Source organism: Puia dinghuensis (assembly GCF_014642875.1).
Taxonomy (GTDB): Bacteria; Bacteroidota; Bacteroidia; order Chitinophagales; family Chitinophagaceae; genus Puia; species Puia dinghuensis.
This window is the reverse complement of the sequence record NZ_BMJC01000005.1, coordinates 327,824-346,073: the sequence shown is the minus strand read 5'-3', so window position 1 is coordinate 346,073 and position 18,250 is coordinate 327,824. Positions and strand designations below refer to the sequence as shown.

Sequence of the window (18,250 nt, the reverse complement as noted above, 5' to 3'; positions counted from 1 at the left end):
GTTTGGGTGTCTATCCAGGTGTAAAGGGAGGATATCGGGCGTGTGGGGATATCGGAGGAAGGAGGATATCGAATAGGACAAATCTACACATTTACTGCGAAAAAAGCTATATCTTCCTTGCTTAAATGATGAAGCAAAGCGCTAGAAATTATTTTCTGATCTTGATCCTATTATGGATATTGATCGAGATCATTATCCGCCCCCTGGGGGAATTCCCGCTGAATGACGATTGGTCCTACACCCGCAGCCTGGAGAATCTTTACCGGCTTCATTCCTTTAGCATCTGTGGTTTCACCTCGATGCCGCTCATCGCCCAATTAGGTTGGGGCATGTTGTTTTGCCGGTTGTTCGGTTTTTCTTTTTTCATAGTACGGTTATCCACTATCGTTCTGGGACTTGTTGGTGTGCTGTGCAGCTATGGTATCGTGAAGGAACTGACGGGAAATAATCGATTGGCCTTTTTTACGGGGCTGATCGTGCTGGTGAACCCGCTCTATCTTAATCTTGCCAATTCATTTATGACGGATGTCCCTTTTGCTGCCGCCTTGTGGTTGTCGGTGTATTGCCTGTTGAAGGGGATGAGGGGCGCCGGCCGGAGGTACATCCTTTGGGGCGTCTTTTTTTGCATCTGCGCTACATTGATCAGGCAACTGGGGCTGCTGGTCATCGTAAGTTGGGCCCTGGTGGTGGTTGTGAAAGATAGTTGGAGCCGGAAGTCCTTGCTGATGGCGGCCGGTGGTGTGGCTGCGGTGGTTGTTTCTTACCTGGTGTACAATAGCCTGCTTTATCATTATTCCGGCCGGCCGTTGTTGTATGATGAGGGGTTCAACCATATCCGGATGAATTTCACCAATAAGGAATACCCGCTTCCTTTCTTCCTGACAAAGCAGGTCTTCGGCGTACTCGTCTACAGCGGATTGTTTATCCTGCCGCTGTTGTTCCTGTTCAGGGTCAGCCGGCGGATGCTGGTCTGGTATGCGCTGACGGTATTGGTTGTGCTGGGATATTGTGTGGGTACGAAGAAGGTGATGCCCTTTTTCGGGAATATCATCAATCCGGCAGGCGTAGGCGTAACCGATCTGCGGGATACGATGATCCTGCATTTGCCGAACACTCCTTTGATCGCACATAGCGTATGGGTGCTGGTGACGGTGGCGGGCGCCATCGGGGCGGGGCTGCTGGCGGTTGCGGGGGTACAGGCGATACGGTATCTGCGTAGGTTGACCGCGACGGTGAAAGCGGAACCCGGGGTTGTGTTCCTGGTAGCTTTTTTGGTCCTTTATCTCGGGGTCATGCTGGTCGGCGGGACGTTCGATCGCTATCTCTTGCCTATGCTGCCCTTGTTATGTGCGCTTGTGGGGATGCGGCTGGCGCCGGCTATCTCCTTCCGGCCGTTGAGTATCGGAATTGCGCTTACCGTGCTGGTGGTATTTGCAGTAGTATCGGTGGGCGAGACGTATAATTATTTTTCCTGGAACCGCGCGCGGTGGGAAGCCCTGCATTACCTGACGGACGAGCAGCATCTGCCGCCCACGAAGATCGATGGAGGACCGGCTTTCAACGGCTACTATTTATTCGATGATACCTATGACTGGCAGGAAGACCCGGCCCGAAAGAGCTGGTGGTGGGTGAAAGACGACGAATGGCTGGTCTCTTTCGGACCGGTGGCCGGTTATCGGGTGGTGAAAGAATATCCCTACCGCCGATGGATGGGCGCTGCATCGGGAACCATTTGTATCCTCCAACGGATTAACTAAACCGCGACTTCAGGTAACCGGCGCTCTTGAGGTAGAGAGAATAGATGCGGAAGAGTCGGGGGCTGTAGCTGGTGTTTTGCATGTAATCTACCAGGTCGGCCCAGTTGGAAGCATTGGAAAGGCTGATCACGGTGCTAAGCGATGTGCCTGGTACGCGGGTGGTGTGCCACCAGCCGGAGGGCATGAAGGCGCTTTCACCGGCTTTGACGACGACGCGGATAGCCGTGGCTTTTGCGAAGAGCGGATATTTTTCCAGATCGGGGTTGTCGACGTCGACGATCTCGGAGAAGCGGGTGTCAGGTTTCCGGTAGAGGAAGGGTTCCTGGTCGGGGGGATAGATGATCAACTCTTTGTCGCCATAATGCTGGGTGATGAAGGCATGGACACCCAGGTCGTCGATATGCAGGTAGGGAAAGATCCTGCGGCCGCAGAAATTCACTTCGATATGCGATTCGCGGTTGAGCCGGCGCGTTACGGAGCCGACGAGATAGTTGCCGCCGAGCCAATTGGGCGTGACATAAGAGGGGGTAGGTTCTACATGATCTATAAGATCGGGAAAAACGTCTTTTAGCGGTTGTTCGCGGAGGAATGGTCCGGGGGTATCGCTGTTGTTGGTGATGGCGTCGATGAAATCCCCCATCCGCATTTCGCCCTGGTCTGTCGAGAGCATTTTGTCAGGGTATCTTTCCCTGAAGAATTCCGGGGTCCATGTGGAGGCTTTCCAGGCCGCGGTTGCGTCGGTGATGATGACGGGTTTTCTGGGGATCAGGTATTCATTTTTGAACTCTTCGTAAGAGAGGTTTGTACGGCGGTCTACGGTGAGCATAGGGATTTACAATTATTAAGTTTGCCAAGATATACATATTTTTATGAATTATTAAACCCTTCAGGGGGGTAGCCTGGTATTCCCTTTGCAGGGAGATTGATAATGAAGGGGTTCTTTTATGAATAAGCAAAAAAATACCGCAGATAGGGTAGTCAGCACGCATGAGAAACTGGTGGTCGCCTGTATTGTCATAACCTTTATTTTCATTGTTTTAAAAGTCGTATTTCTCTGACCTTTCCATGGACAACAATTATGCAATTCGGCGGAAACAGCGGGTAAGCGGCCGGTTCAGCAAATTCCTGGCGAAGACCTTTCTCGACGAGAAATTGAACAACTGGTTCGGGTACATTCTGTTAGGGTTGATGGCGGCGACGCTTGGCTATCTTATGCCCAGGCAGCCGGTTCTCGGGGGAGTCGTTCTTGCAGTGGTGTTTGGGCTTTGCGTCGCCCTTCCCTGTCTGGCCAGCGCGAGGATAGCGCTGTATTTCATCGTTTTCTTCAATTACTTTATATATGTCGTTCCGCGGTTGTTGGACGTGGACGCCCAGGTGGCGAAGCCGGGGATCGGCTATGATGCCCTGCTTGTTTTAGCCATGCTGGGTTTTGTATTGAGAAGAGACAATCTGCGACAGGCATCGGCCTATTTGTTCAGGTCGCAGGTGATGGTCTGGACCCTTATCCTGTTTCTGATGGGTCTTTTGGAATTTTTTAACCCGCTGGCTCACTCTTTGTTTGGCTGGTATACCACCTTCCGGCTTTATCTGGAAGCTATTTTGCTGCTTTTTATTTCGTTTCACGTCTTTAGCAGTTGGAAGCGGATAGATGAATTCCTGCTGGTGCTTTTCTGGGCTTCTTTCCTTTGCGGTCTGTATGGTTGTATCGAGCAATGGCATGGATTGTTCCCCTTCGAGATGGTGTATATCGCTAAGAACAAGGGCGCCTCGGTGTTTTTTGCCGGCCAGGTGAGGAAATTCTCGACCACGTCAGGGCCGACGGCCTTTGGGATGGATATGGCGGCCATGGTGGTGCTGTATACGATTATCGGGCTGAATGAAAAAAGAAAAGCGCGGAAGCGGCTTTACCTTATAGGAGTGATCCCCATGTTGCTTGCCAGTACCTATTCGGGGACGCGCACTTCGAACATCATGATGGTGGCGGGTTTGGGGTTGTATGTCCTGTTGAGGATGGACAGGAAGGAAACGCGGATGCTGGCCATCGCGGCTGTCGCCCTCCTGCTGATAATGATCAGGCTTCCCTATTACGGGAGTCCTACGCTCAATCGGTTTCGCACCAGTTTCGAAGGCCAGCATGACGAATCCAATCTGGTACGGGAGCGAAACCGGCATATGATCCAGCCCTATATCCTTGTGCATCCGATAGGCGGCGGGCTTGGTACCACCAATGCCAACGGGGTAACCTATAACCCGGGGCATTATCTGGCGGGTTTCGCGACGGATGACAATTATCTGAAGACGGCCCTGGAGATGGGGTGGATCGGCCTCATCATCAGCGTGATCCTTTTATTCATGGTAATGCGGACGGGTATAAGGGAGTATTTCACTGCGCCAAGTGATCGTAACAAAACGGTGATAGCGGCCTGTCTTGCCTGTATCTTCACCTTTGTTGTCGGCGATATCGCGCAGGAAGGCATCGGCGAGATCACTATGGTAGAGTTCTTTTATCCCTGTATAGCGATTCTGCTGAGGGCTAACTATGTTCCGGAGGAAACGCCGCGACTGCGGTGATCCGGTGAGCCCTACAAATTTCCTTTTTTCATTTCTGTGACGGCGTAGTCGCAGGCGCGGGCTGTCAGGGCCATATAAGTGAGGGATGGGTTCTGACAGGCTCCGGAGGTCATGCAGCTGCCGTCGGTGATAAAGACATTCTTCACGTCGTGCATCTGGTTGAAGGCGTTGAGGACGGAAGTCTTTGGGTCGCGGCCCATACGGGCGGTGCCCATTTCGTGGACGGTGGCGCCGCCGATGGGGGTGTGGTTGTAGGAACTGATATTTTTGAAACCGGCGACTGTCAGCATTTCTTCCGTGGAGGCCAGTATATCTTTTCGCATATTGGTCTCGTTCTCCTTGTATTCGAAGTCGATCTTTACCAGGGGGAGGCCCCATGAATCTTTTTTATTCTGGTCGAGGGTGATCTTATTGGAGTAATAGGGAAGCGCCTCGGCCCAGCCGCCGAGCCATAGCGTCCAGGGACCGGGCTGTACCAGCTGGTCGCGGAATTTGGGGCCGAAGCCATCTAGAACGGGTAACTGATCGATGCCTCGCAGGCGGGAGCCGTTGCCCTGGAGGCCGTAGCCGCGGAGAAAGTCCTTGCGGGCGGTGGAGGGGCCCAGGTTTTGGAAGCGGGGCATATAGATGCCGACGGGGCGTCTGCCGGAGTAGTATTTATCATCGAAGCCTTCGTATTCGCCTTGTGCGCCGGTGCTGCTGAAATGGTCCATGAGGTTATGGCCCACCTGCTGGCTGGAGTTGCCCAGGCCGTTGGGGAAGCTGCGGGAGGTGGACTGCAGCAGGATGGAGGCTGTGGCGATGGTGGAGGCGTTGAGGAAAATGATGCGGGCGAAATAATCGGTGACGGTTTTGGTATGAGCGTTCATGACCCGGACTCCGCTGGCCTTGTGTTGTTGTTTGTCGTAGAGCACCTCGATGACGATGGAGTCTGGCAGGAGGGTCATATTGCCGGTGGCCTGTGCGGCGGGGAGGGTGGCGGCGTTGCTGCTGAAGTAGCCGCTGAAGGGGCAGCCCCGGTAGCAGAGATTGCGGAACTGGCAGGGCCCACGGCCTTTCCAGGCCTCGGTGAGGTTGGCGACGCGGCCTATGGTGACGAGGCGATCGGAATATTTCTCTTTGATCTTTTGTGCGAATTCGGTCTCGACACAGGTCATGTCCATCGGTGGCAGGAAGACCCCGTCGGGGAGGTGGGGGAGACCTTCGGCTTTTCCGCTGATGCCGACGAAGGACTCCACATAGTCGTACCAGGGAGCTATATCTTTATACCGGATGGGCCAGTCGACGGCGATGCCCTCTTTGGCATTGGCTTCGAAGTCGAGGTCGCTGAGCCGGTAGCATTGTCTTCCCCAGGTGAGAGACCGGCCGCCGACCTGGTAGCTGCGGATCCAGTAGAAGGGTTTCTCCTGGATGTAGGGATGTTCGCGGTCGCTGACGAAAAATTGTTTGCAGGCTTCATCGTAGGCACCGCTTGCCACGGGGTCCGCTTCTTTGTCTTTGAGGGTATTGGCCAGGTGATGGGGGAATTCCCATGGGGCCATGAAGGCTGTGGTATAATCTTTTATGTGGGTGATGTTGCGTCCTCTTTCCAGTACGAGGGTCTTCAGGCCTTTTTCGCAGAGTTCTTTTGCGGCCCAGCCGCCGCTGATGCCGGAGCCTACTACGATGGCGTCATAGGTATTTGCCTGGACGCCTTTTGTATTGAGATTCGGAGTTTGTTGCTGATCGCCCATACGTTTTTATTTGGTTGCCCATGCCCTTTGGCCGGGGGTTTTCGGGATGCAGCCGTGGAAACTGCCGGGGACGGGGACATAGGTCAGTCCTTTGGTTGCACCCGCTTCTGATGTACAGTAGCCTCGCACAGTGTATTCGCGCAGGAGAGGGAAGAAGGCCGGGCCCAGGAATTTGGTTTCCGCCTTGCCCAGGACACCGTTGAAGGGGCGGCCTTTTTCTTCGAAGTGTTGCAGGATGGAGGTTTGTTCTTCCGGAGTGCAGGCTTCGTACTCTTTGTTGAAGTGGCTCCGGCTATAGTGAGCGACATCTTTCAGTCCATCGATAAAGGTATTGGCGGTGTGCGCGTCTACGCAATCTTTTACGTAGCGGATGATATAGTCATGTACGCCTGCGTCGGCAGCACCGGGGATGGTAGGGCTCGGCGGGAGGATGGTCTGGACGAGCGCGGCGAGGGTAGCCCGGCGCCGGTCGAGATAGTCCATGTCAGGGGTCCTGTTCCATTCGTACCATTTGTACCCGGAGAAGGCTCCTGCGCCAACGACGCCGGCGAGCACGATTCGGCCAATGGCTGTACGTCTTTTCATGTTAGTTGAGGACTGATTCCAATCGCACACCGATGATCTGTTCGATCTCCAGCTTTTGCGTATCGGCCTGTAGTTGAAACGTGATAAGTTTTGTCATTTCGGTGGTATAGCTGCGCGAGGCGTCACTATACGCTTCGATGGTTACCTGCCCATCGTTGAATCGTTTTTCTACCTGTAGAAAGGCGGCGTGTATGTCGTCGGCTACCTGTCGCTGGAGGTTGACCAGGGCATTGCTCGACCGCCATTGTTTGTATTTGGAAAGAACATCGGTCCTGAGCTTCAGGGCGGCAATTATCTGGTTGTCTTCGGCGATCTTTACTTCTTCTCTTGCTGCTTTTACCGAGCCGCCTTTTGAGAGCAGGGTACCGATGGGGATGGTGATGCCGTAGAAGTATTTGGGATAGATGTAAGCTATGTTGCTGTTAGCTGCATAATGTTTGAAAGACTGGTCGTTGAACTGGGAGGAGATCTGGAGCAGATCGAACCAGGAAAGTTTTTCCTTCTTCACCTTATACTGGGCAATAGTGATCCCGCGGGTGACCGCGTCGTAGCCGACATTCTGGAGGGCCAGCTGGACCAGCTTTTCTTCCACGCCGGTGTCCTTGATGGGGAGCGACCGGATAGGGCGTTTGCTGACAGGCGGCGTATAGGGTGATTGTACCTGATGACCTTCGGTCTGAACCTGGGCTCGGACGGATGTGGAAACGATCAACAATGTCAGGGCGATCAATAAACAAGCTCTGAGATTCATGGAATATACGAGTTTGGTATGATTCATGGTTTTCGGCTCACGGCTCAGGAAACGTTGACCATTTCCAGGTCCACCTTATTCAGAATGGAACCGCTGAACTTCCCGTTCAATTCATTGAAGAATTCCAGGGATTCCTTGTCAATTTGCTTGATGATCTGGTCGGCAGAGAAGATGGCGATGACGCCGTCTACATACTGTGCCAGCTCACGGCTGTCAGAAAAATCGTTCAAGGGCGGCCCTTCCAGGAAGATGTAGTCATAGTCGTTGGACAGGCTCTTCAGGTGCTGAAGGAGGTGTTTGCGTGGTAGAATTTCAGAGGGGGTATAATCACCGCCTTCGGAGCCGATGATAAAGACCGTATCGACGCCGATATCCTTCGAAAGGTTTCTTATCTGTTCGGCGAGGCTATCCTCGGTGCGGTCGTTGGGGACGATCTTCTCGAGGATGCGTGGCGCATCGAGCGCTGTGGTGAGATCGTTGTTGCAGAAGTTGGTATCGATGATGAGTATCTTTTTCTTACTCATGCTCATGCTATAGGAGAGGGCCTGGATGATGGTCGTCTTGCCCTGGCCTTTTTTGGTGCTGGTGAAGAGGAATATCTTTTTACCGCTGGTCTCTATCTCGTATCTCAGTTTGCGCAGCGATTCGCGGAAGACGTTGTGGCGTATCTTGTCCTTGGTATCGTAGGTCGTGTCGAGTGTGGTAACCAGTTCGGCGATGCTCTTCTGTCTCAGGTTCATGAAATTGATCATGCTGATGAGCTTCAGGTTAACCACCCGGGCGAAGAGACGGGGGGTCTTTACCGAAGAATCGAGATAGGCCAGCACCAGGATAATGAGAATGGCGGTGACCATGGCGCCTACAGCAGCCCCTCCGACAATGAGCAGTTTTTTTGAAGGCTCGGGCGTGATCGCCGGCTGGCCCAACAGTATCTGCCGGAAATTGTTCAGGGACGAACTGGTGAGGTCGATAGCGTCGTTGTATTTCTTTTTGATCTCCAGGTAGTCTTTATTGGCCTGGTCGGCGTCCTTTATAAGGCTTTCGACGGCTACTTCCTTCGAGGCGTCACGGTCGGAATTTCCCCTGAGCATGTTGATGCGGGTCTGGAGGGAGTCGATGTATCTTGTACTTTCCTGGATGTCGAAATCGATATCGCTTTTTTCCTGCAGGAGGTCGGCTTTTTTCGTCGTCGGATCGTCTATCTTGCCCGTGCCCGGATCGGTTCTGGCAAGAGACTGGTTGGAATTGATGATCTTATTCTGGTATTCCTTGTTGAGCTGGTTGTATTTCGCCAGGAGATTCTTATCACTCGAACCGCTGTTGACATAGTCGAGGTAGGCCTGTTCCTTTGCTTTGCGCAGGATCAACACCTCGCTGTTGGTCTGGTCTGTCGTGGTGGCGGTGTTCTGCGTTGTCGCCTGCGCATCGACGCCCATGTTGGCGAGGCGCTGGTTTACTTTCCGGAGGTTGGAGTAGAGGTTCACCTGCCGGGATTTTTCATCCGTGAGTGCCCGCTCGAGATTGGTAAGGTCGGCCAGTTTTCGGGTATCCGCCGCCGCACCGACAGGGGCTTCTCCCCGCAGCAATGCGTTCTTCGCATCGAGCTCAATTTTCTTTTTTTCCATCAGGCTGCGGAGGGTGTCGATGCCTTCCTGCGACCTGTTGCTACGGGTCGTATTATAATACCGGAGGAATTGCTGGAATATGGTGTTGACGACAAAGGCGGACAGCTCGGGTTTCTCCGAAAGGAATTCGATCTGGATATAGTCTGTCCCCTGCAGGCGCTGGACCGTCAGTTTGCTTGTGATGGATTTGTAGTCATATTTATAGAGAGCCAGGAATTCCAGCAGCTTCTTTTCGTCGGGATTGAAGCTGTTGAGCATGGTCACGGTTTCCAGTTTGTCGGAAAAGTCTTTCCGGGCTTTTTCCTGGTTGACGGACTGGTAAAGTGGAAGTTTTCTGCTTTCCGGTGTAGGAACCCGGAAAGGATTGGGGTTTTCCAGGTCGTGAAGGATAAGGGTATAGGAAAGGAGATTGATGACGATGGGAGAGTTGAAGGTCGCGATGGCGTTGTTGAACTTTACATCGGCATCGAAGAGGGAGAAGTTGTTATCGCCAAGTCTGAACTCATCGTTGATAGTGAAGCCTGTGGAGATCTGCGAGACCGACTTGTAGGTCTTAGGCTCGTTGCGCATAAAATAGTAAGCTACCCCTCCAGCGATGATTCCCACCAATAGAATAACCCATTTTCTTTTGAGTACAACCCGGATATAATACAGAAAATCCATTAACTTAAAAATGCTAGTGTAAATAATTGAATGATAAGGAAATAGGAACTTGGATGGAAAATTGGTGCGTACCTATGAGATTGCAGCTGTAAATATAATGCCATATTTTCTTTAGTGCAAGTTTTTGGGCTTAGCAACCAGGTTGATTTAATCGCCGGGTGATGGCGACAGTGAGCGCCGGGCTTTTTCCCAGGTGGCGGACTGTCTGCCCCGGAGGAACCGGAAGAAACCCAGGATCACCGAAACGTTCATGAAAGTGAAATAGTAGGCCAGTTTGGCTGGTTTGACGCCGTTGCGGATGGAGGGAGAGAGGGCGGCGAGAAGGGACAGGCCGTAGAAGCAGAGCTGGGCGGCAAAGAATACAATATACCAGCGGTTGGTGGTGAGCAGGAAAGCGTTGGCGACGAGGGCGAGGATGAGGCAAAGGGGGCTTAGGGTCCAGCGGAGCACGCGGTGGGAGACATAGAGGAAGGTGAGGCGGGGATATTTCCAGAAAGCGAACAAAGGCGTCAGCATGCCGATGGCCTGGAAGCCGCCGGCGGCGATGCGGATCTTTCTTTTCTGTTCGTCCTTCATAGAAAAGGAAGGCAGCTCCATGGCATACGCATCGGGTTCATAGCGGATGCGATAGCCTTTTTGCGTGACTTTGAGGGAAAGGACAAAGTCATCGAGGATGACGTTATCGGGCAGGGGTTCGTAGAGCGTCCTGCGCAGGGAGAATAGTTCGCCTGCGGCGCCTACTACGGAATAGAAATCCGCATCCAGCTTTTTGAGGGCGGACTCATATTTCCAGTAAAGGCCTTCGCCTGCGCCGACATCCTCCGCATCGTCGGTGGACGATAATACTTTCTTTTCGCCGGCAACGCCGCCGGTCTTTTCCGAGCGGTAGTGGCGGACGATATTCTTCACCGCGTCCGGATTGAGGAGGGTGTTGGCATCGCTTGCGATGATGATATCCTGGGTTGTTTCAGCCACGGCCCTGTTGAGTGCGGCAGACTTGCCGCCTCTTTCGGGACGATGCAAAAGGCGCACCCCGGGTGATTGGGTAATCAGTTCGGCAGTGCGATCGGAAGAGCCGTCGGTGACGAAGATGAACTCTATTCTATCCCTGGGATATTCCTGTTCTAACGAATTGACTATCTTCTCCTTTATGACATCCTGCTCATTGTAGGCGGCGACTATGAAGGCAACGGTGGGGCGAAAGGCAGCATCTTCTTCGGCCGGCTGTCTGCTGCCGGTGATTTTATTAAGGAGATAGACGATGATGGCATATCCGGCGTAGTTGTAGAAGACCAGTCCACAGGAGATGTAGAAAATCAATTGCCACGAATGCATGTCCTAATTTTTTTGTATTACTTTTGAGCCGTCAGAACGCGTATCGTGCATAAAATTATATAAGTAAGTGGCATTTTTAGAAAAAATCGTCTATCTCTTTTATCTTCTGTTTTTCGTGTTCCTGGCATTTTCAGTATTATACCTGTTTGTGCTATCGCTTGCCGGGAAACTTCGCCGTGTGAAGCCATCGGTTGTTGCGGAGACGCCAAAAAATAACATTGCGGTAATGGTGGCGGCGTATAAGGAGGATGGGATCATTCTGTCCACGGCCGCGAACCTATTGGCCCTGGATTATCCGGCCGAGCTGTATACGGTATATATTCTGGCCGATTCTTTCCAGCCGGAGACATTGCAACAGTTGCGGCAAATGCCGGTGGAGGTGATCGAAGTTGTTTTTGACAAGAGTACGAAGGCCAGGTCGCTGAATGCCGCCTTTACCCGGATAGAGCGCGAGCACACTATTGCCCTTATTTGCGATGCGGATAATATGCTGGAGAAGGACTTTCTGCGGAAGATAGACGGCGAGTTCGCCCGGGGGGAGAGGGCTGTGCAGGGTAAGCGCGTAGCCAAAAACCTGGATAGTTCTTTTGCCATACTGGATGCCTGCAGCGAGGCGATAGGCAATCATATCTTCCGGAAGGGGTCGAATGCGTTGGGGCTGTCTTCTTCGGTGATCGGATCGGGGATGGCCTTTGACTTTGCCGAGATGCGGCAGATCATGAGCGGGATCGATGCCACCGGCGGCTTTGACAAAATATTACAGTTGAAGGTGGTCGAGCGGGGGCATTCGATCCGGTACCTGGACGACGGGCTTGTATTTGACGAGAAGATCGGCAATTCCAAGGCGTTTGGGGATCAGCGTAAGCGTTGGGTATCGAGCCAGCATCAGTATCTCAATAGATATTTCCTGCCATCCATCCGCCAGCTGCTGCGGGGAAATGTCAACTATTTCAATCTTGGCATCCTGCATAATTTAGTGCCGCCCCGGTCGTTCTTATTTGTGTTGTTGCCCCTGCTGGTGGCGTTGAGCTTTTTTGTCCATCCGGCTGTGGCCTGGGTGACTGCTTCGGGGGTGTTGCTGGTGCTCTTTTTGTTATCGATGGTGATGGGCGTCCCTTCTACCCTTGTGAACAAGGACCTTTGGCGGGCGCTGCTGAATCTTCCGCGGGCGGTGTTCATCATGTTCGGCACCCTGTTGCATTTGAAGAAAGCCAATAAGACATTTATTCATACGGTGCATACCAAGACCGAGGTGAGCAACCCGGTATTGAAGAACTACGACAAACAGTAAGGTTTGAAAAGGATTAAAATCGCGTATCTCACCATCAACGACCCGCTGGACAAACGTTCGTGGAGCGGCATTACGTATTACCTTGGGCAGTCGCTGGTCAAACACGTCGGAGACGTGGACTTCATCGGGCCAATAAAATTCCCCCGGTGGATCGACCTTGTTCTCAGGGGGATGGCCAAGGTGAATCGAATGGTCTTTCGGACAGAATATGCTACCAAGTATAACCTGTTAAGCAGCTGGTATGCGCGGCGGGAATTCCGGCGGAGGATGAAGGGAAAGCAATATGACTGTATCGTGGCGCCGGCGGCTTCTACCGGTGTGGCCTACCTGGACAGTAAGATACCGATGGTGTATGTTTCGGATACGACCTTCCGGTTGATAAGCAACTATTACAGGAATGAGTTTGAGCGTATCAGTCGTTTTTCGCGCTGGGAAGGCGACCACCTGGAAAAGCGGTCGTTGGAGAAGAGTGCGGCCATCATCTATTCTTCGCAGTGGGCGGCGGATTCCGCTGTCAGGGACTATGGGATCCCTGAGGACAGGATCGTGCTGATGACGCTTGGCGCCAATATGGACCGGATACCGGACAGGGCGTCCATTTTTGAAAAAGAGAAGAATAAGCGGTTGACCATGTTATACCTTGCTGTGGAATGGGAGCGAAAGGGCGGAAAGATCGCTTTCGAGACGTTGCAGGCGTTGAAGCGGCGGGGTGTGGATGCAGAACTGATCGTTTGCGGGGTGGTGCCGCCGCCGGAGTTTGCCGATGCGGATATGACCGTGATCCCTTTTTTAAACAAGAACAAGGAGGAAGATCACCAACGTTTCATCGGGCTGTTGTCTTCCGTTCATTTCCTGCTGTTGCCCACGCGGGCGGACTGTTCGCTGCTGGTGGCCTGTGAGTCCAATGCCTATGGGGTGCCGGCCATAACCACGGACACCGGCGGGGTCTCTTATGTGGTTCGGGATGGGGTCAATGGCTTTTGTCTGCCTTACGATGCCCGGGGAGAGGCCTATGCGGAGAAGATAGCGGCGATATGGGCGGATAAAGGAAGCTATCATGCCCTTGTGCAGTCGAGCCGGCAGCGGTTTGAAGAAACGCTCAATTGGGATAAGTGGGCGGAGGGTTTTGGGCGGCTATACGAGGAGAAGATCCTTCTCCGCCATAAATGATCTTCATAATCGCATTGGCGACGTGGGGCCGATAGTGCGATGTCTCATAATAATTCTGTTCGTTGTTGGTGATGGCATTGATGCCGGAGAAATCAAAGACGGTATTCTCCCCGAAGCGCTGCCGGAGGAACAGCAGGTCGGCCGGGTTGAGCTTTAGCTGGTCGTAGAGCGGGCTGATCACAATGCGGTAGTTTGTGCTGTTCCTTTTGAAGATGGCGGCGATGGTATCGAGTAATATTTTCTGGGGTTTTTGGAGCGAGGCCTCCGCGATCTTTTGCGTGGTGGTATCGCGGTTGTAGAACATGGCCTTCCGGGGGTTATAATATTCCTGCGGGTCTTTTTTAATCATTTCCTCGAAATAATCCTGGCGCATTTCATTGGTGACATAATCATATATGAATGGCCGGTCGTCCAGGAGGAAATCCTTTTTCATATAGTCTTTTACCTTGCCTGAGAGTTTGAAGTCGAGCCAGGCGGTGAGGAACTGGAAGTCGAAAAAGTCTTTCAGGCAGTCCATCTGGAAGGCCAGGGGATTCTGGCCGGAGATCTTTGGGTCTTTTGCGAAAAGGTGGCCTTCGGAATTCTTGTACCCCTCCAGGCAATCATAGTCGATGACAAGGAGTGAGTTGGCGATGTGGATATTCCTGCTGTCGAGGAAGCTGATCTTTTTGCAGATGCCGTAAAGAGATTCGCCGGAGGCGTCGAAGTGATAGCATTGGGAAGCGCCCCGGTCGATACAGTTCTTCCAGGTCTCCACCTGGTAATAGATCGATCGGGAGTTGCCGAAGATGTAGGAGTCGTATTGGAATTCGGGAGAATGGTTAACCCAGTTCTCGGTGGAGACCACGTCTTTGTTGATGCTTACGTAGCTGGGTTTGCCCGATTGGTAATAGCGGTCGTAGTGCTTTAAAACCTTGAAAGGGTCCCAAAAGAAATAGAGCCCCACGAGAAAGAGGAAAGGCAGGGAGAAGAGAAACAGTTTTATGACAAAAGCGCGGGTTGTCATGGGATAAAGGCTTTAGAATTGAAAATAGATGAATTGCCGGTTTTCGTATACGCCTAAGAAGATGATCACCGCGATCATCAGGTAGTATAGGGTCCAGCGGATATAGATGGGGCGCTGCCGGATGAGGGCGGAAAGGTCTTTGTGTGTTTGCACCCATTCGATGCCTTGTAACAGGGCGATCAGCAGGAAGGACAATTGGATATCTATCACGAAGACGGGCATGAACCCGATGAGGGATTTAAAGCTTTCGGTGGAGAAATGGGCCCGGATGAGCCAGTGGCCAATATCGGCAAGGGCGACGGGGAAGCGGCCGAGGATATAAAAGGCGTCGTGGATGGTATTGGCCCGGAAGAATACCCAGGCGACCAGGACGAGGCAGAAGGTGGTGATCATCTGAAGGACGCCGAGCAGCCGGGGATGGCGGTCGAGCAGGGTGAGATGATTGAGCCGGGCTCTCATCTTTTGGGTGACGATGGCGAAGATGAGATAGAACCCGTGAAGGGCGCCCCAGACGACGAAGGTCCAGTTGGCGCCGTGCCAGAAGCCGCTGACCAGGAAGACGAAGAAGAGATTGAAATACCATCGGGGAACGGAAACGCGGTTGCCACCCAATGAAATATAGAGATAGTCGCGAAACCAGGTGGAGAGAGATATATGCCAGCGCCGCCAGAATTCCGCTACATTTTTGCTGCGATAAGGTTTGTTGAAGTTGGTCATGAGCTTAATGCCCATTACCCGGGCGGCGCCGATGGCGATGTCGGAGTAACCCGAGAAGTCGCAATAGATTTGGAAGGAGAAAAAGAAGGCGGCCAGCAGCAGGGCGGTGGGGGAGTAATGATGGGCGTCGTTGAAGACGGGGCTTGTGACTTTTGCCAGCCGGTCAGCAATGACCACTTTTTTGAACATACCCCACATCATCATCTTCAGGCCTTCGGTGGCTTCGTAATAATCGAAGCGCTTTTTTTCGTGCAACTGGTGGATGATATTCTGTGGCCGTTCGATGGGTCCGGCGACCAGCTGGGGGTAGAACATCACGTAGAGCGCATAGGTGACGAAGTTTTTTTCGGGTTGCTGGTGGCCGCGGTAGACCTCGATGGTATAGCTCATGGCCTGGAAGGTGTGGAAGGAGAGGCCGATGGGCAGGATGATGTTCAGGAAGGGGAGGGAATAAGTGGTGAGATGCGCGATATGGAAGAGGGTGTTGATGTTATCGATGAAGAAGTTGAAGTACTTGAATATGGAGAGTACGCCGATGTTGGCGATGAGGCTCATCACCAGGTAGTATTTTCTTTTTCGCCCGCTGGCTTTTGCGATCATGATCCCTGCTACATAGTCGATGATAATGGTAAAGAAGAGAATGAGGATATAGACGGGGATGAAGGCCATGTAGAAGATGCAGCTGGCGACGAGCAGGTGGAAGCTGCGCCAGGAGTGCGGGATAAGGAAAAAGAGGAGCGTAACTACCGGGAAGAATATCAGGAACTCCAGGGAGTTAAAAAGCATATCTGTCAGGTTATTAGGTTAGCTTTTTGGATGGATTCTTCCAGCATATCGAGGATGCGTGGGTCGGTGTCCGCGTCGAATTTTCTACCAAACAGTTTTCCTGAAGCTTTCATTTTTTCGAAGTCACGGACTTCGAGGATTCGCGGGTGGCCGTCCGACTTGCCTGTCCAGTCGACGTAGACCAGGCTGTCCCGGATGCAGTCTTTAAAGGGAGAATTATAAAGGACGCTGGCGAAGATGAACTCATCGGCCCCCCAGCAGAACTTGAAATAGCGGACTACTTTGGGGTGCTGTTTGAGGAAATCGAAGACATACTGGACGGCCGGGGAGGTAAGGGTGAACCAGTTGCTCCGGCCGACGATCTTGTAGTCCAGCGGGAATTTCCGGGAGGGCAGGAGTTTTTTCGCCAGCATTTTATTGGTGAGGATCTCCAGGCGGTGTTTGCCGGGGATGCGCCAGTTGATGAGATGGTATTTATAGACGCGGGGTGCGGCGTCCTTCCATTCGTCTTCTATAGATTCGCAAGTGATGAATTCCAGGCCTTTACGATCGGCGATATACCGGTAGATGTGATCCGGGGACTGGAGGGGAAAGTCCTGGCCGGAGGTGACGTTGATGTAATCGTATTTCTTGGGCAGAATCTCTTCGAAACCGTTGAGGGTGGCCTGGATGGTGCCATAGCCGGCCCAGTAGATGCGGACCCGGTTATTGATGAAAAAGACATTTTTTTTTTGCGCAAGGAAGTCAAATGGGGCCTGGTCGACCTTTTTGTCGACATGGATATAGAAATCAAAAGCCGGATGGTCCAGCACGCTGATGAGCCGAGCCAATTGCTGCGGATTCTTATGCGTCAAAATCAAATGTGCTATTCTCATCTATTTACCGGATGGTTGGGTTGCGAGAAAGCCTTTCGCGTACATAAAAAAGATTTTATAATACTCGGCGATGTGCCGGGCCATAGTGGGCAAAACCGCTCCGATCTGTCTTTTTATAACGAAATACCAGCATATGGCTCCTAATAGGCAAGTAATCATAGTTCCTACGGCGGACCCGTAGAATCCGATATTGGATAAACAAATATAATTAATTAGGAGGTTAACTCCCAGTGAAATGGCGTTAATAATAAAGCACAGCCTGGCTTTGCCGATGGAGTTGAGGAGGTTGGCCCCCTGGTTCTGCATGGGGCGGAGGAGGCCGGTGATCATATACATCTGGAGGATGGGGGCTGCTGCCATATAGTTCTTTCCGGCGATGACGAGGATAACGAGTTTGGGGAAGGCGATAACAAAGATGGCCATGGGGATGGTGAAGGCCAGGAGGATGGCTACCATTTTTTCGTAGAGGTACCGGACTTTCACGAGACCTTCATCGACGGAAGCTTTGGAGACTTTGGGGAAGAGCACCTCGGCGGCGGCGTAGGAAGGGATGTCGACCACCTGGTTGAGCTTGGAGGCGGCGCTGTAGTTGGCCACCCAGGCGTTGGACAGTTTGAAGGAGGCGACCATGAACTGGTCGACGCTGGCAAAGATGTTGCCGACGAGTCCCGAACCGAAGATGAAGCCGCCGTAGTTGATTATCCTTTTTATCCAGGCGCGGGAGGGGTTGAACCGGCCCACGAGGTATTTCCGGCTATCGATGGTGATGACGATGGCGCCGACGGCGATGCTCGCCGACTGGTAGAGGGCCAGCCAGGGGAGGGAAAAGGGGATGTGGAGCAGGGCAGTGCCGAGGATGAGGGCAAAGAAGAGTACCTGGCGGACAAAATAGCCGGCGAATACCCCTTTGAAATCGAGATGAGACTGCTGGATAGCTTCCATATGCGAAAAGAAAACCATGCAAACCAGACCCGGGATAAACCATTTCAAGGTGGTACCCAGTTCGGCCCCGGTGTGGAGCCAGTTGCTGAGGTTGCCTGAGAAGAAGACGATCAAGAGAATGAAAACGATGCTGATGGAAGCGTTAATTAACAAAGAAGAAGAGGCGATGACCGTTTTTTCGTCCGTGATGTTGCTGGTACTGACGTACCGGATATGTGCATTTTTCAGCAGCCCGCTTTTTGTCGTTTCGAAGATGGTGGTGATGGCCAGGAACAGCGACCATGTACCCATCTGTTCTTTGGTGAGCGACCAGCGGATGAGCACTATGAAATTGATGAGCCCGAAGAGGGTGACAGAAAAGCGTTGGAGAATAGAAAAGAAAGCCGAGCGGATCCAGTATGAAGAGAAATGTTTTTTCAACGGTTAATTTTTAAAGCTATCTG

14 protein-coding genes are annotated in these 18,250 nt (G+C 52.4%); 4 read left to right on the top strand and 10 right to left on the bottom strand.

Translation table 11 applies throughout. From position 1 onward, the window contains the following. Positions 1 to 161 precede the first annotated feature (161 nt). A complete protein-coding gene (locus tag IEY39_RS23110; RefSeq protein ID WP_188936175.1) occupies positions 162 to 1,757 on the top strand; it encodes an ArnT family glycosyltransferase in 1,596 nt (531 codons plus the stop codon). Here the strand turns inward: IEY39_RS23110 and IEY39_RS23105 are convergent. Further along, positions 1,750 to 2,583 (bottom strand): cupin-like domain-containing protein, encoded by an 834-nt coding sequence (locus IEY39_RS23105; protein WP_188936173.1) that lies wholly within the window; start codon positions 2,581 to 2,583, stop codon positions 1,750 to 1,752. The two genes, IEY39_RS23110 and IEY39_RS23105, sit on opposite strands and share 8 nt — an antisense overlap. A 239-nt stretch (positions 2,584 to 2,822) precedes the next feature. Between IEY39_RS23105 and IEY39_RS23100 the strand changes: the two genes are divergently transcribed. After that, positions 2,823 to 4,328 (top strand): O-antigen ligase family protein, encoded by a 1,506-nt coding sequence (locus tag IEY39_RS23100; protein ID WP_188936171.1) that lies wholly within the window; start codon positions 2,823 to 2,825, stop codon positions 4,326 to 4,328. Positions 4,329 to 4,339: 11 nt separating this feature from the next. On the opposite strand, the gene IEY39_RS23095 is transcribed toward IEY39_RS23100, so the two are convergent. The 5 genes from IEY39_RS23095 to IEY39_RS23075 all read right to left on the bottom strand — a co-directional run bounded on the left by IEY39_RS23095 (position 4,340) and on the right by IEY39_RS23075 (position 11,020). Next, positions 4,340 to 6,061 carry a GMC oxidoreductase gene (locus IEY39_RS23095; RefSeq protein WP_188936169.1) on the bottom strand — a complete coding sequence of 574 codons (1,722 nt, stop codon included), beginning with the start codon at positions 6,059 to 6,061 and terminating at the stop codon, positions 4,340 to 4,342. 6 nt (positions 6,062 to 6,067) lie between these two features. After that, the gene (locus tag IEY39_RS23090) at positions 6,068 to 6,646 is read right to left on the bottom strand and encodes a gluconate 2-dehydrogenase subunit 3 family protein (RefSeq protein ID WP_188936167.1); all 579 of its coding nucleotides are present in this window, start codon (positions 6,644 to 6,646) and stop codon (positions 6,068 to 6,070) included. 1 nt (position 6,647) lies between these two features. After that, positions 6,648 to 7,397: a TolC family protein gene (locus IEY39_RS23085; RefSeq protein ID WP_229689047.1), complete on the bottom strand. Its 750-nt coding sequence runs from the start codon at positions 7,395 to 7,397 to the stop codon at positions 6,648 to 6,650. Between the two features lie 44 nt (positions 7,398 to 7,441). Then, complete coding sequence (locus IEY39_RS23080) at positions 7,442 to 9,592, bottom strand: AAA family ATPase (protein ID WP_188936163.1); 2,151 nt, start codon at positions 9,590 to 9,592, stop codon at positions 7,442 to 7,444. 240 nt (positions 9,593 to 9,832) lie between these two features. Further along, the gene (locus tag IEY39_RS23075; protein ID WP_188936161.1) at positions 9,833 to 11,020 is read right to left on the bottom strand and encodes a glycosyltransferase family 2 protein; all 1,188 of its coding nucleotides are present in this window, start codon (positions 11,018 to 11,020) and stop codon (positions 9,833 to 9,835) included. Positions 11,021 to 11,198: 178 nt separating this feature from the next. Here IEY39_RS23075 and IEY39_RS23070 point away from each other — a divergent pair, with 178 nt between their 5' ends. Beyond that, the gene (locus IEY39_RS23070) at positions 11,199 to 12,311 is read left to right on the top strand and encodes a glycosyltransferase family 2 protein (RefSeq protein WP_229689046.1); all 1,113 of its coding nucleotides are present in this window, start codon (positions 11,199 to 11,201) and stop codon (positions 12,309 to 12,311) included. A gap of 3 nt (positions 12,312 to 12,314) precedes the next feature. Then, the gene (locus tag IEY39_RS23065; RefSeq protein ID WP_188936159.1) at positions 12,315 to 13,481 is read left to right on the top strand and encodes a glycosyltransferase family 4 protein; all 1,167 of its coding nucleotides are present in this window, start codon (positions 12,315 to 12,317) and stop codon (positions 13,479 to 13,481) included. Here the strand turns inward: IEY39_RS23065 and IEY39_RS23060 are convergent. From IEY39_RS23060 to IEY39_RS23045, 4 genes are read right to left on the bottom strand one after another with little or no spacing between them, the layout of a single operon-like run. Further along, complete coding sequence (locus IEY39_RS23060) at positions 13,411 to 14,487, bottom strand: hypothetical protein (protein ID WP_188936158.1); 1,077 nt, start codon at positions 14,485 to 14,487, stop codon at positions 13,411 to 13,413. The two genes, IEY39_RS23065 and IEY39_RS23060, sit on opposite strands and share 71 nt — an antisense overlap. A 12-nt stretch (positions 14,488 to 14,499) precedes the next feature. Continuing rightward, the gene (locus IEY39_RS23055) at positions 14,500 to 15,990 is read right to left on the bottom strand and encodes an MBOAT family O-acyltransferase (protein ID WP_188936156.1); all 1,491 of its coding nucleotides are present in this window, start codon (positions 15,988 to 15,990) and stop codon (positions 14,500 to 14,502) included. A gap of 5 nt (positions 15,991 to 15,995) precedes the next feature. Further along, positions 15,996 to 16,865, bottom strand: a complete 870-nt coding sequence (locus IEY39_RS23050; RefSeq protein ID WP_188936155.1) for a beta-1,6-N-acetylglucosaminyltransferase — start codon at positions 16,863 to 16,865, stop codon at positions 15,996 to 15,998. Next, on the bottom strand, positions 16,866 to 18,227 hold the full coding sequence (locus tag IEY39_RS23045; protein ID WP_188936153.1) for a flippase: 1,362 nt from the start codon (positions 18,225 to 18,227) through the stop codon (positions 16,866 to 16,868). Positions 18,228 to 18,250 lie beyond the last annotated feature (23 nt).